The sequence below is a fragment of the Streptomyces sp. BBFR2 genome, assembly GCF_044497305.1.
Classification (GTDB): Bacteria; Actinomycetota; Actinomycetes; order Streptomycetales; family Streptomycetaceae; genus Streptomyces.
The window spans coordinates 286,003-300,182 of record NZ_CP172415.1 but is presented as its reverse complement, the minus strand read 5'-3'; the positions used below and the strand labels follow the sequence as shown (position 1 = coordinate 300,182).

Genomic DNA, 14,180 nt, shown 5'->3' with positions numbered 1-14,180 from the left:
GAGGGACCCGCAGCCGCGAGGTCCGGTGCCCGGCCAGCCGCGGGGCCCGGGGGCCGACGAGCCGGAATCGCCGGACGGGCCCGAGCCGGGCCACCGGCCGGACGCCGACCCCGACACCGACGCCGAGCCGTCCGTACCCGAACCACCGGACTGACGGAACCGGTCGGCCCGCCCGGGGTGGAACCGAGTCGATCGGACCCGCCGGGACCGGACCCGCCCGTCCGGACCGAGCGGCCCTGACCGCCCGGAGCGATGCTGACAGGTAGGGGTCGGCCGGCGGCGGCCTCCCGGCTGCCCGCAGCCCACCACACCAGCCCGTCCGAGCCGCCCCCCACTCGAACCGACCCGAACCGACAAGGCCCACTTCACCCCAGCCCGACCGCTCCGCCCCGGAGCCCACCCGACCACGGAGACCACCCCGCGCCCCCATCCCAGGAGATGACCCGGATGCCTCACCCCACCGACCCTCCCGACCCCGTCGACGCCGTACCTCCCGCAAGCAGGGGCGCCCCCGCCCAGGGCAGCGCCCCCACCGATGGCACTGACCCCAACGGCGCCAACGAGGGCGGCAACAACGGCGCCAAGGTTTCCGGGCCCGACGGCACGAACGGAGCCGGTCCCGAGGGCACCGCCCCCATGGAGGTCGCCGCGCCCACCGCTCTCTCTCCCGTCGAGTTGGCGGAGCTGGACGCGCAGTGGCGGGCGGCGAACTATCTGGCCGCGGGGCAGATCTATCTCCGGAGCAACCCGCTGCTCACCGAGCCGTTGCGGCCCGAGCACATCAAGCCCCGGCTGCTCGGCCACTGGGGGACCTCGCCCGGGCTCACCCTCGTCCACACCCACCTCAACCGTGTGATCAAGGCCCGTGACCTGGACGCCGTATGCATCTGGGGGCCGGGGCACGGCGGTCCGGCCGTTCTCGCCCAGTCCTGGCTGGACGGCTCGTACTCCGAGACGTATCCGGACGTCTCCAGGGACGCGGCGGGGATGGCGGAGCTGTTCCGGCAGTTCTCGTTCCCCGGGGGCGTGCCCAGCCATGTCGCCCCGGAGACGCCCGGGTCGCTGCACGAGGGAGGCGAGCTGGGGTACGCGCTGGCGCACGCGTACGGGGCGGCGCTGGACAATCCGGAGCTGGTCGTCGCCTGCGTGATCGGTGACGGTGAGGCGGAGACGGGGCCGCTCGCGGCGTCCTGGCACGCGGACAAGTTCCTCGATCCGGTGCACGACGGCGCGGTCCTGCCGATCCTGCACCTCAACGGCTACAAGATCGCCAACCCGACCGTCCTCGCCCGTATCCCCGAGGCGGAGCTGGACGCGCTGCTGCGCGGCTACGGCCATGAACCGCTGTACGTCACGGGTGACGAGCCCGGACCGGTGCACCTCGCGATGGCCGCCGCCATGGACCGCGCGCTGGACCGGATCGCCGCGATCCAGCGCCGGGCCCGCGCGGACGGCTCGGCCGAGCGGCCCCGCTGGCCGATGATCGTGCTCCGTACGCCCAAGGGGTGGACCGGCCCGCACGAGGTCGACGGGGTGCCGGTCGAGGGCACCTGGCGGGCTCACCAGGTGCCGCTGCCCGGCGTCCGCGAGAACCCCGCCCACCTGCGGCAACTGGAGTCGTGGCTCCTGTCGTACCGCCCGGCCGAGCTGTTCGACGAGGACGGGCGCCCGCGGCCGGAGGTGCTGGCGCGCGTCCCGGTGGGCGACCGCCGGCTCGGCGCGTCCCCGCACGCCAACGGCGGGCTCCTCCTGCGCGACCTGCCGATCCCGCCGCTGGAGGAGTACGCCGTGCCCGTCGAGGCCCCCGGGCGGGGGACGCACGAGCCGACCAGGGTCCTCGGCACGTTCCTCGAAGGCGTGATGGCGGCGACGGCCGCGCGCCGCGACTTCCGCGTCGTCGGGCCCGACGAGACCGCCTCCAACCGCCTCCAGGCGCTCTACGGCGCGACCGCCAAGGCGTGGCAGGCCGAAACGCTCCCGACCGATGAGCATCTGGCGCGCGACGGCCGCGTGATGGAGGTGTTGTCGGAGCACCTGTGCCAGGGCTGGCTGGAGGGGTATCTGCTGACCGGCCGGCACGGACTCTTCGCGAGTTACGAGGCGTTCGCGCACATCGTGGACTCGATGGTCAACCAGCACATCAAATGGCTGCGCACCGCCCGCCGGCTGCCCTGGCGCCGCCCCGTCGCGTCGCTGAACTACCTGCTCAGCTCACATGTCTGGCGCCAGGACCACAACGGTTTCTCCCATCAGGACCCCGGCTTCGTCGACCACGTGCTGAACAAGAGCCCCGAGGTCGTCCGGGTGTATCTCCCGCCGGACACCAACACCCTGCTCTCGGTCGCGGATCACGCCCTGCGCTCCCGTGACCACGTCAACGTGATCGTGGCGGGCAAGCAGCCGACGTTCGACTGGCTGACCCTGGAAGAGGCGCGGGCGCACTGCGCGCGGGGCGTCGGCGTCTGGGAGTGGGCCGGGACGGAGGACGGCGGCCGGGGGCCGGACGCGGTGCTGGCCTGCGCGGGCGATGTGCCCACCCAGGAGGCGTTGGCCGCCGCCTGGCTGCTCCGCCGGTACCTGCCCGACCTGGCGGTCCGCGTCGTCAACGTCGTCGATCTGGCCCGGCTGCTGCCGCGCGACGCGCATCCGCACGGGATGCCGGACGCCGAGTACGACGCGGTCTTCACCCGCGACCGGCCGGTGATCTTCGCGTACCACGGCTACCCCTGGCTGATCCACCGGCTGACGTACCGCCGGACCGGCCACGACCACGTGCATGTACGCGGCTATCAGGAGGAGGGGACGACGACCACACCGTTCGACATGGTGGTGCGCAACGACCTCGACCGGTTCCGGCTGGTCATGGATGTCGTGGACCGGGTGCCCGGACTCGGCGCCCGCGCCGTCGCGGTACGCCAGGCCATGGCCGACGCCCGTACCCGCCACCACGCCTGGACCCGCCGCCACGGCACGGACCTCCCGGAGGTCGCCGACTGGGCGTGGGACGGCGGCTGACGGCGGCCCGCCCGGATACGCGGCGGCGTTCCGGTTCAGCCGCCGCAGGCGTCGAGGACGTCGTCGACCACCTGGGCGTCGAGCGCGGCGCGGACGAGTGCGGCGGCGAACGCGGCGATGTCCTGGTCGGGGACGAGTGCGGCCAGGCGCCCGGGGTCCTGGGGGAGTCCGAGCCGTTCGGCGCCCTGGAGGGCCTTGCCGTCGAGGTACGGGGCGAGGGCGGTCCACACGCCTTGCGCCTCGCGGAGGAAGATCGCGGCTCCGGCCGGGCCGATGCCGGGGATCTCCTGGAGGGCGTCGCCGATCGCGTCCGGGTCGCCGCCGGCCGCGTCCCGCATCCGCCGCAGATCGCCGCCGTAGGAGTCGCGCAGCAGGGTGGCGCCGGAGCCGAGTTGGGTGGCGGTCCGCTCGTCGTAGCGCCGGTAGCCGCCCTCGCCCAGGGCGTCGACGCGCTGCTGCCAGGTGGCCTCGGCCATCGAGCGGGGGCTGCGCATCCCGGCGGCGAACAGCTCGCGGGCCGCCGCCACCGCGACCGAGGCCCGGATCCGGGCGCTGAGCAGCAACGCGAGCACCAGTAGCTGGTAGAGCGGCTGCGGGGTGTCCTTCATCCGGATGCCCGCCTCCGCCGCGTACGTCCTGCCGTGCCGCTCCAGCAGGACCCCGGCCACGTCCCGGTCACGCTTCCTCGTCATCCTCCACACCTCCGCTCCCGGCCCCGTGCGCCACGGCGGCCGTCGCTCCGGTCGGCTTCTCCCTCCCTCTCTCCGTTGTCTCACGGGTGTGCGGGGGCGGCGCGCGGGGTGGACCAGGGTGGCCGGGACGCCCCGGGGGAGCGGGGACGGCCGGTGCGGGCGATGGGGGAAGGCGTCCGACGGCGGTCAGCGAATTACGATGTTCCTCGTACAATGAGGGTCGCGGGCCGCCGGTCCGCCATCCCCGTCGCCGCACCTCAGGAGCCGCCATGCCGACCGAGACGCCGTCCGCCGGCACCGCGACCGGCACGCGCTCCCTGGAGCACCCGCGCCGCGAGGACATCCGTCTCGCCGAGGTGCTGCACGCCCTCGCCGACCCGATGCGGCTGCGGATCGTGTGCCGCCTGGCGTCCGTACGTACCGAGCTGGCCTGCGCGGACATCCCGCTGCCGGTGAGCCCGTCCACCTGTACCCACCACTTCCGCGTCCTGCGGGAGAACGGCGTCATCCAGCAGACCTACCGGGGCACGGCGAAGATGAACGCCCTGCGGACGGCGGACCTCGACGCGCTGTTCCCCGGTCTGCTCGACGGCGTCCTGCGCGCGGCCGGCCTCCAGGCCGACCGGCTCGGCGAGCGCTGAAGCGGCGCGTCGGCCGTCATCGGGCGCGCCGCTCGCCGTCCGTGGCGCCGTCCGGGGTGGCCGGGTCTGCCGCCGTACCCCGTGAACAGCGCCGGATGGCGGGCCTCCGGGCAGGTGAGCCGCGTTCCTCCGGTGAGGTGAGCTGCGCTATCGGGGTAGTCCCGGTGCGATGAGCGTGCCGCGTGGCTGGGCCGGGCGGGGCGGGCGCTAGGTTTCCCCCGTGTCGGAAAGCGACTTTTATACCGTTAGTGAACGATATGAAGCGCAGGATGGGCGGGGTGATTGGCCCGCCTGGGAGCTGCGTGGACACGGCTCGGCCGCCCCGCCCCGCGAGGGTGCGGGCCTCCCGGACAGGGACGGCCCCTCGGCGGCGGCCGGTACCGCGCCGTCGCGGCTGGATCCGCTGGAGCCCTGGGTGAGCGCCCGGTTGACGTTCCCGGACGGGGCCCGGATCGATGTGCTGGTCACCGTCGAGGACGACGGCATCACCGTGGAGGACCTGCGGGCCGATCCCCCGCTGCCGCTCAGCGGCCTCGCCGCCCTCGCCCGCTGGATCGAGGGCCCGCTCGACGACGCCTGCCGCATCGCCATCGGCCGCGCCCGCCGGCCCCGGCCCGTACCGGCGCCCGCCACCGATCCGTCGGCCCCCTCCGGCCCGGCCGACGGCGCCGCGCGGGGCGGCGGGGCCCGCCCTGAGGCGCACGGGGCGATGCCGTCCGCCGCTTCCGGTCCGCTGGCCGGGGCGGACGTGGAGTCCGATGCGGGCACCGCTACGGAGCCGGCGGCGCGCGCGACGGACGCGGTGACGTGTCAGCCGGCGCACGGGGCGGTGGAAGCGGCGAGGGCGCCGGAGAGGGCGCCGGAAACGGATTCTGAGGCGGCTTCGGCACCGTCCCCGGCGGCGATTCCGGGCTCCGGACCGGCCACCGGCATCGCCCCCGGGCCACCGGCGGACCCCGCCACGGACCGCACCGACCGGAACGCCGGTCAACCGGCCGGTTCTGCCGTGGACCGCGCAGCCGACCGGAGCGCCCGGCCACCGGCCGCACCCGCTGCGGCCCGCACGGCCGACCGGGACGCCGGTGCGCCCACCGACCCCGGCGCCGGACCACCCGGCACTCCCGCCACCGAGCCCCCCGCAGGCCGGAGCGCCGCCGGTCCCACGGAGACCGCGGCCCCGTCCTCGTCCGCCTCCCGGACCGAGGACGCCGACCCCGCCGGGGCCGAAGGGCGGGCGAGGAGGGCCCGGGCCGGGGAGCGGTGCAAGGCGGTGGCGGACGCGTACCGCGAGGCGCAGCGGGATGGGCGGGATCCCGTGGCGGCGGTGATGAGCGCGACCGGACGGAGCCGGCGCCGGGCCCTGCGGCTGATCGCCGGCGCACGCGACGCGGGCCTGCTGACGCCCCGGCACCACAGACGGTAGGGAAACCGGGCGGGGCCCCGTAGGGATACCGGGTGAGGCCCCGCCGCGCCTCCTGGAGCACGATCCGGGGCGGGGTTTCGCCGACGCGCCCCGGGGCGACCGGTGGCCCGACGCGGAGGGCGGCACGGACGACAGGCCCGCGCCGGAGCCCTAGGACGCCCCCGGCTCCCCGTCCCGAGGTGCGGCCACCCGCGCCCCGGCCGTCCGCGCTCCCGGCTGTCCGTCGGGGCAGGCCCCCTCCGGGGGGAAGCCGGACTCCCAGTCGAGTCCGTACCGCTGGAAGAGTTCGGCGCGCAGGCGGGGCAGGGGGGTCGGAGCACCGGGGAGGAGGAGGGGGACGACGGCGCCCATCAGCAGGGCACGCAGCAGGGGGTAGTCGGCGTCCGGGTCGGTGGAGCCGTAGGCGACGACGGTTTCGCGGAGGAGATGGGCGAGCCGCTGCTGCTCGGGGCACTGGATGAAGCCGTCGGCGGTGAGGATGCCCGCCATGTGGGTGCGCATCAGCAGCGGGTGGTCACGGGTGAGTCCGAGGATCGCGTCGATGGCGCGGGCCATCAGCTCCCGCCCCGCGCCGGGGCCCTCGGGGCGCGGGTCGCGCTCCAGCGCTTCCTGGAGGGTGAGGTGCATCAGACGGTGCACGGCCGACTGCAGGAGCTGCCGCTTGCCGGGGAAGTAGTACGAGACCAGGCCGCGTGCGGTGCCGGCCCGGAGGGCGATGTCGCCGAGGGTGGTGGCGTCGTAGCCGCGCTCGCCCACGAGGTCGGTCGTCGCCTGGAGCAGCCGCTCGCGGGAACGCCGCCGCAGTTCTTCATTGACCGATGCGCTGCGAGGGGACATCCTGTAACTCCTGCGTTGGCTGGCTGGCAGCCAGTATACTCAGCGCACGCCGGATACCTGGCTCTTCGAGGGGTGAATCCGGCCGTACGGGCTGGTTCGGACGACGCGGGGGATCGTCCGAACCGGGCCGTGGTGGCGCCCGTGCGCCGCGTCCGGGCGAGGGTTCGCAAGGGCGCGGCGCGCGGGCGCCCTCGCATTCCGGCCCCTCGGACGCCGTCGCCGTGCATTTCTCATGTGATGCGGCACTCCCTCCGGATTTCTCCGCAAACCTCCTGAATGGCTGAAAAGTTGGGGTACGGGAGGGGCGGTATGGGCGATCGAGGTGCGGCGGAACGGGTGGCGGTGGTCGCGGCCTCCCGGAAACATAGTGATAAATCAGTATGTTTGCGTCGATATGCTTCCAGCTTCTCAGCCACAGGGCCGGGCCGGTATCCGACCGAGGCGTGTGTGGCGATCCGGCGGGTGACGGATAGCGCATGCGCAAGAACGGGCACCGGGTACCGGGCTCCGCTGCACCGCGGGCCCTGGGCTTCCCCTGGAACACGCGGAGCCTCGCGGGACAACTGATGATGGTGCAGCTTGTGCTGGTGGTCGTTCTCGTGAGCGTCGCCGCGCTGGGGCTGCTCCTGCAGTCGCGCAGCGCCAGCACCCGCGACGCCCAGCACCGTTCCCGGGCCGTCGCCGAGGCGTTCGCCCGGGCGCCCGGCACCGCACAGGCGCTGGACAGCCGGGATCCCACCGCGGAACTGCAGCCGCGCACCGAGGCGATCCGCGACGTCGCCGATGTGGACTTCGTCGTCGTCCTCAGTCCGCAGGGGGTCCGCTACACCGACCCCTCCCCGTCCCTCATCGGCCAGCACGCCGGCGGCATGTACCAGGACGCCCTCACCCAGGGCGCCTTCACCCGGACCATCCCCGGCGTCCACGGCATCACCGTCACCTCCGTCGTACCGGTCACCCGCGGCAACGGCTCGACCGCCGGGCTGGTCTCGGTCGGCGTCACCGTCAAGCGGGCGCAGAGCAGCACCACCGCGCAACTGCCGGTGCTGCTCGGGAGCGCCGCGGCCGTTCTGGCGCTGTCCGCCGCCGGGACCGTCCTCGTCGGCCGCCGCCTGCGCCGCCAGACCCATGGTCTGGGGCCCGCCGAGATGACGCGGATGTACGAGCACCACGACGCGGTGCTGCACGCCGTCCGCGAAGGGGTGCTGATCGTGGACGCCGACGGGCGGCTGCTGCTCACCAACGACGAGGCGCGGCGGCTGCTGGACCTCGGGCCGGACGCCGAGGGGCGGCAGGTGACCGCACTCGGCCTGGAGCCGTCCGTCGCCGCGCTGCTCACCGACCACCGTGCCGTGTCGGACGCCGTCCGCCCGGCGGGCGACCGGATGCTGGTCATCAACGTCCGCCTCACCGACGGGCCCGGCGGGACGGCGAGCAGCGTCGCCACGCTCCGCGACACCACCGAACTCCAGGCGGTCACCGGCCGCGCGGAGGCCGCCCGGGAACGGCTGCGGCTGCTGCACGACGCCGGGGCCCGGGTCGGCACCACCCTGGACGTGCGGCGCACCGCCCGCGAGATGACCGACGTCGCCGTACCGCGCTTCGCCGACGTCGCCACCATCGACCTCGCCGACCCGGTGCTGAGCGGCGACGAACCGGATATCGCGGGCCATCCGCTGCGCCGGACGGCGATGACCGCGGTGCCGGACGGCGGCGGCGCCATCTTCCCCGTCGGCGAGCCGGTCACCGCGGTACGGCCCGCCGCGCACGCCCGGGCCCTCGCCGAGGGGGAGGCGGTCCTCGTGCCCGATCTGTCCCAGGTGCCGGAGCTGACCGGCGGGCCCGGACGCTCCGGGGCCACCGCGGACGGGGCCACCGCGCCGGTCGACGCCGGGCGGGCCGAGCGGATCCACGCCCTCGGCCTCGCCTCGCTGATCAGCGTGCCGGTACGGGCCCGCGGCCGGGTGCTGGGCCTGGCCGAGTTCTGGCGCACCGCGGCGTCCGGACCGTTCGACGAGGACGATCTGGCACTCGCCGAGGAACTGGTGGGACGGACCGCGGTCTGCGTCGACAACGCCCGCCGCTACACCCGCGAACACGCCACCGCCGTCACCCTCCAGCGCAGCCTGCTCCCCGGCGGGCTGCCCGATCAGGACGCGGTGGACGTCGCCTACCGCTACCTCCCGGCGCAGGCGGGGGTGGGCGGCGACTGGTTCGACGTCATCCCGCTGCCCGGCGCCCGCGTCGCGCTGGTCGTCGGGGACGTCGTCGGTCACGGTCTGCACGCCGCCGCCACCATGGGCCGGCTGCGCACCGCCGTGCACAACTTCTCCGCCCTGGACCTGCCGCCCGACGAACTCCTGGGCTACCTCGACGAACTGGTCGCCCGGATCGACGACAGCGGCGCCGCCGACACCGCCCAGGTCTCCGGCGCGACCTGCCTGTACGCGGTCTACGACCCGGCGTCCGGCCGCTGCACCATGGCGACCAACGGGCACCCGGGCCCGGCGCTCGTCCTGCCCGACGGCACGGTCAGCTTCCCCGACGTCCCCGTCTCGCCGCCGCTCGGCCTCGGCGGGGAGCCGTTCGAGACGCTGACCCTGGAACTGCCCGAGGGCAGCCGGCTGGTGCTCTTCACCGACGGGCTGATCGGCGATCGCCACCGTGACCTCGACACCGGACTCGCCGCCCTCCGCGACGTCCTCGCCTCGCTGCCCGGCGCCGGACCGCGGGAGACCTGCCAGGCTGTCCTCGACGCCATGGTGGGGCCGCGGCCCGGCGACGACATCGCCCTGCTCGTCGCAGCCACCCGCCGGATGGACGCCGACCATGTCGCCGAATGGGCCGTGCCCGGCGATCCGGCGGCGGTCGCCGAGGTCCGCGCGGAGGTCGCCGCGCGGCTCGACTCCTGGGGCCTGGGCGACCTCGCCTTCGCCACCGAACTCATCCTCAGCGAACTCGTCACCAACGCCATCCGCTACGCCACCGGCCCGGTCCGCGTCCGGCTGCTGCGGGGCCGCAGCCTGATCTGCGAGGTGTCCGACGGCAGCCCCACCGCACCGCATCTGCGCCGGGCCGCGATGACCGACGAGGGCGGCCGCGGGCTGTATCTGGTGTCGCAGTTCGCCGAACGCTGGGGGACGCGCTACCCCGACAGCGGCAAGGTGGTGTGGACCGAACAGGCTCTGGAGCCCGGTGTGCCGCCCGTCGGCGCGCTGAGCGACGCGGACCTGCTCGACCAGTGGGACGACGACGGCGGATGAGGGCGGCGGCGGATGAGGACGGCGCCGGATGAGACGGCCGCCCGTCCGCGCGCGGGAGCCGTACCTCGCCTCCCGCCGCCGCCCGCCCGCGCGCGCGGGAGCCGTCCCGGGCCCGTCCACGGACGGGCGCCGGGCCCCGGACATGCCTGTGGGGCCCGGCGGACCGGGCCCCACAGACGTACGGGCTTCAGCGCGGTGCGGCGGTCAGTAGCCGTCGCCCGGCTCGGCGGCGTCCGCCTCGGTGAGCGCGAGTTGCAGCACGGTGCGCGGGGCGCGGCGCTGCACCAGCACACCGCGGCCCGGGACGCGCGGCTCGGCACGTTCGGAGCCCAGGATCACGCCCTCCTTCGGCTCGCCGGACAGCACCAGCCCGGAGGCGCCCAGCTCCTTGACCCGGGTCAGCATCGGATCCATCATCGCGGTCCGCGCGAAACCGGACACCCGGCGCGCCGTGACCAGGTGGAAGCCCAGTTCACGGGCTTGCGGCAGATAGTCCACGAGCGGCGCAAGCGGCGACTGCCGCCCGTTGGCGACGAGGTCGTAGTCGTCGACGACGACGTACAGCTCCGGCCCCTCCCACCAGTCGCGGTCCCGTAGCTGCTGGTGGGTGACATCGGCCGGCGGCATCCGCTCGGCGAGCTTCTCCGCGACCTGCTCGGCGTAGAAGGCGGCGGCGGTGGGGTCGCCCGCGTACGCGCCGAGGTGTTCGTCGGGGACGATGCCGAGCAGCGAACGCCGGTAGTCGATGACGATGAAACGGGCCTCCCACGCGGAGTACCGCTCGGCCATCCCCGTCAGCCAGCTACGCAGGAACGCCGACTTGCCGGAGGCGGAGTCGCCGAACACCAGGAAGTGCGGATCCGCGTCGGTCAGTTCCAGGTGGACGGGGAGCAGGTCCTGCTCGGCCACACCGATCGCCACGCCCGCCGACGGGCGGTCGGAGGCGGCGGGCAGCGCCGCCATCTCGGTGCGGGAGATCCGCTCCGGCAGCATCCGGATCGGCGGCGCCGCGGCCGTCGGCCACGAGTCGGCGATCTTGGTGAGGGCGTCCTGCTGCGCCTCGGCCAGCCCGTCGAGGGTGTCCATCCCGTCCAGCCGCGGCAGCGCCACCTGGAACTGCACACCGCCGGGGGCCAGACCGCGGCCCGGGGCCGTCGAGGACACGAACCGGCGCGCCGCACGGCGGTCGATCTCGGACTCGCCGGGGTCGTTGAGCCGCAGCTCCAGCCGGGCGGCGATGCTGTCCCGCAGCGCCAGCCGCAGGTCACCCCAGCGGTTGGAGGTCAGCACCAGGTGGATGCCGACGCCGAGACCGCGCGCCGCGATGTCCAGGATGACGGCGTCGATGTCGATCTTGTCGAGCAGTTCGCCGCGCAGCCCGGCCCAGTTGTCCAGGAGCAGGAAGATGTCGGCGCTCCGGACGCCGTCGGGCAGTTGCCCGGTCGCGCGGCGGCGCCGGAACTCCTCCGCGGAGTCGATGCCCAGCTCCCGGAAGAGCTGCTCCCGCTCGGTGAGCAACTGGCTCGCCTCGGCCAGCGCGCGCTGCACCCGTTCGAGGTCGTGCCGGCCGACCACCCCGCTGACGTGCGGCGCCCGGTCGAACGGCTGCAACGCGCCGCCGCCGAAGTCGACACAGAGGAACTGGACCTCGTCGGGGGAGTGGGTGACCATCGCGGAGAGCATGAGGGTGCGCAGGAACATGCTCTTGCCGGACTGGGGCGCGCCGATGAGGGCGAGGTGCCCGTACTCGTGCGCGAAGTCCGGGACGACGGGGTGCTGCTGCTGCATCACGGGGATGTCCGCGACGCCGACGGGCAGCTTCAGCGAACCGTGCTCGGGCCACCACTGGGCGCGCAGCCCCGGGGTGTCCGGCACCGCGGCGAGCGGACCGGTGAGCGCGTCCAGCGGCAGCGCCCGCGGCAGCGGCGGCAGCCACACCTGGTGGACGGCCTGCCCGGAGCGCAGCAGCCGCTCGACCAGCACCTGCATCTCGGTGGGACCGGTCAGCATCGGCCGGGCGCGCTGCTCGGGCTCGGGCGCCGGTTCCGCGTCCGGGTCCGGCGCATGCCGCAGCCCGAACAGGACGGGAGCCGCGGACACCGGGCCCTCGACGGCGTTCCGCTCCTCGGCGCTCTCGTGCGGCCCGGAGACGTGCGCGACACGGAACCGCTCGTACACCGAGTCGGCGACCTTGAGGTACGCGGAGCCGGGGATGGGCGGGAGCTGGTAGGCGTCCGGGGTGCCGATGACGGCGCGGGACTCGGCCGCGGAGAACGTCCGCAGGCAGATCCGGTACGAGAGGTTGGACTCCAGACCGCGCAGCTTGCCCTCCTCCAGCCGCTGCGTGGCGAGCAGCAGATGGATACCGAGGCTTCGGCCGACCCGGCCGATCTGCACGAACAGGTCGATGAAGTCGGGACGGCTGGACAGCAGCTCACCGAACTCGTCGACGATGACGAGGAGATACGGCAGCGGCTCCAGCGGCTTGCCGTCGGGACCGGTCTGCCCGGCGGCCCGGCGGAGCTGGTACTCGCGGACGTTGTCGAGGTTACCGGCGTCCCGCAGCAGCTTCTGCCGCCGCTGCTGCTCGCCCTGGAGGGCGTCGCGGACCCGGTCGACGAGGGCCAGATCGTCCACCAGGTTGGTGATCAGACCGGCGACGTGCGGCAGTTCGGTGACGCCCGCGAAGGTCGCACCGCCCTTGAAGTCGACGAGGACGAAGCTGAGGATGTCGGGCGAATGGATCGCGGTCAGCCCGCCGACCAGCGTCCGCAGCAGCTCACTCTTGCCGGAGCCGGTGGCGCCGACGACCAGGCCGTGCGGGCCCATACCGCCCTGGGCGGCCTCCTTGAGGTCCAGGGCGAGCGGCTTGCCCTCGGCGTCGAAACCGACCGGGAAGCGCAGGACGTCCTCGGAGTCCGGTTCGATCCACAGGTCCTCCGGATCGAACGAGTCGAGGTCCGGCACGCCCAGCAGGTTCGGCAGCGACATGGTCTGGGCGAGGATCTCCTCGCCCTCCGCGGACAGCCGCAGCGGCGCCAGCGCGCGGGCGGTCGCCGCGCACAGCGCCGGGGCCGGCTCGTCGGCGACGGCGCCCTCGACATACGGGACGCCACCACCGCGGTGGTCATTGCGGCGGTTCTCGATGCGCAGTTCGCCCTCGTCGCCGACGTGCACCCGGACATCGGCCCGGGTCGGCTCGTCGGCCTCACGGCTGACCACGCACACGACGGTGACACCGGTACCGGGACCGGCGTCCGCCAGCAGTTGTGTGGCGATGGGGGAGCGGGCCCAGGCGCTGCGCGGGTCGTACCCGTCGAGCAGGACGATCAGCCGGCGGCGGTTGGCGGCGGCGTCCCGGCCGGAGGTGAAGGTGCGGCGGGCGGCGGCGGCCTGCTCGTGCGCGGCGGTCAGCCAGGCGGCGAGATGGTCGGCGACCCCGTCGAAGTCCTCCGCGACCAGCGGGACCACACCGGCCTCACCCGTCGCGTCCTCCTCATGGGTGTGCGGCAGCCACTTCGCCCAGTCCCACTGCGCGTCCTCGGAACCGCCGGTGACAACGGTCAGGCAGACGTCGTCGGGCGCGTGCAACACCGCGACCTGGCTCAGCAGCGCCCGGGCCACCCCACGGGCACGCCCGGACGCGCCCACCACACTGACGACACCGGACTGGTCGAGGTCGATGACCGCGGGCTGGTGCCCGACGCTGGCGGTGTTCTCGATGAGCCGGTCGGCGGCGGCCTTGGCCCGCGCGTCGTACTCGACCGTGGGGTCGTTACGGGTCGCCAGCCGCACCGGCGTCGACAGCGGCGCGCGGCCGGTGCCGATGCGGACGTGCAGGAAGTCCGGGTCGGTGGGACGCCGCTCCCACACCCGGCGCCGGCGCCGGGCGATGGCCCACAGGCGGTGCGGCGACGGATGCTGCCAGGCGGCGACGGTGCGCTGGTCGGAAGCGACCTGACGGGCCGTCTTCCGGATCTCGACGAGGTGTTCCAGATAGCGGTCGCGGGCGCTCAGCCGCTGCTTGCGCTGGGTGCCGCGCATCTGCATACGGACACCGAAGGTGAGGCCGATGGAGAGAAGGACGAAGGAGATGCCGAGGAGGATCAGCATCTTCTTGCCCGCGACGATCATGTAGGCGGCCATGCTGATGCTGGACAGCAGCGGCATCAGCAGCATCAGCCAGTTGGCGCCGGAGTCCTTGGCGATCGGCTGTGGTGGCGCGGCCACCACCACCGGGTCGGTCGGGAGTTGGGGCGGGGCGACCCGGGCGGGGCGGTGGAAGACGATCCGCGACATCAGGGCTCTC

7 protein-coding genes are annotated in these 14,180 nt (G+C 74.4%); 4 read left to right on the top strand and 3 right to left on the bottom strand.

Annotation, left to right across the window (positions count from 1 at the left end; all coding sequences use genetic code 11):
• The first annotated feature begins 636 nt into the window (after positions 1–636).
• A complete protein-coding gene (locus ACGH2B_RS01015; RefSeq protein WP_399096606.1) occupies positions 637–3,015 on the top strand; it encodes a phosphoketolase in 2,379 nt (792 codons plus the stop codon).
• A 35-nt stretch (positions 3,016–3,050) separates the two neighbouring features.
• Here ACGH2B_RS01015 and ACGH2B_RS01010 read toward each other — a convergent pair whose 3' ends face one another.
• Positions 3,051–3,707 (bottom strand): endonuclease, encoded by a 657-nt coding sequence (locus ACGH2B_RS01010; RefSeq protein ID WP_399082499.1) that lies wholly within the window; start codon positions 3,705–3,707, stop codon positions 3,051–3,053.
• Between the two features lie 269 nt (positions 3,708–3,976).
• On the opposite strand from ACGH2B_RS01010, the gene ACGH2B_RS01005 reads away from it, so the two are divergent.
• Both ACGH2B_RS01005 and ACGH2B_RS01000 read left to right on the top strand, forming a co-directional pair.
• Positions 3,977–4,348 (top strand): ArsR/SmtB family transcription factor, encoded by a 372-nt coding sequence (locus ACGH2B_RS01005; RefSeq protein ID WP_399082496.1) that lies wholly within the window; start codon positions 3,977–3,979, stop codon positions 4,346–4,348.
• A gap of 415 nt (positions 4,349–4,763) precedes the next feature.
• Entirely contained in the window at positions 4,764–5,771 is a 1,008-nt protein-coding gene (locus ACGH2B_RS01000) for a DUF6214 family protein (RefSeq protein WP_399082493.1), read from the top strand.
• 150 nt (positions 5,772–5,921) lie between these two features.
• On the opposite strand, the gene ACGH2B_RS00995 is transcribed toward ACGH2B_RS01000, so the two are convergent.
• Positions 5,922–6,608 carry a TetR/AcrR family transcriptional regulator gene (locus ACGH2B_RS00995; protein ID WP_399082490.1) on the bottom strand — a complete coding sequence of 229 codons (687 nt, stop codon included), beginning with the start codon at positions 6,606–6,608 and terminating at the stop codon, positions 5,922–5,924.
• A 476-nt stretch (positions 6,609–7,084) separates the two neighbouring features.
• Between ACGH2B_RS00995 and ACGH2B_RS00990 the strand changes: the two genes are divergently transcribed.
• Positions 7,085–9,871: a SpoIIE family protein phosphatase gene (locus tag ACGH2B_RS00990; RefSeq protein WP_399082487.1), complete on the top strand. Its 2,787-nt coding sequence runs from the start codon at positions 7,085–7,087 to the stop codon at positions 9,869–9,871.
• A 204-nt stretch (positions 9,872–10,075) separates the two neighbouring features.
• Here the strand turns inward: ACGH2B_RS00990 and eccCa are convergent, their stop codons facing one another.
• Positions 10,076–14,170, bottom strand: coding sequence for a type VII secretion protein EccCa (eccCa, locus tag ACGH2B_RS00985; protein ID WP_399082484.1), 4,095 nt, complete (start codon positions 14,168–14,170; stop codon positions 10,076–10,078).
• Positions 14,171–14,180: the final 10 nt, after the last annotated feature.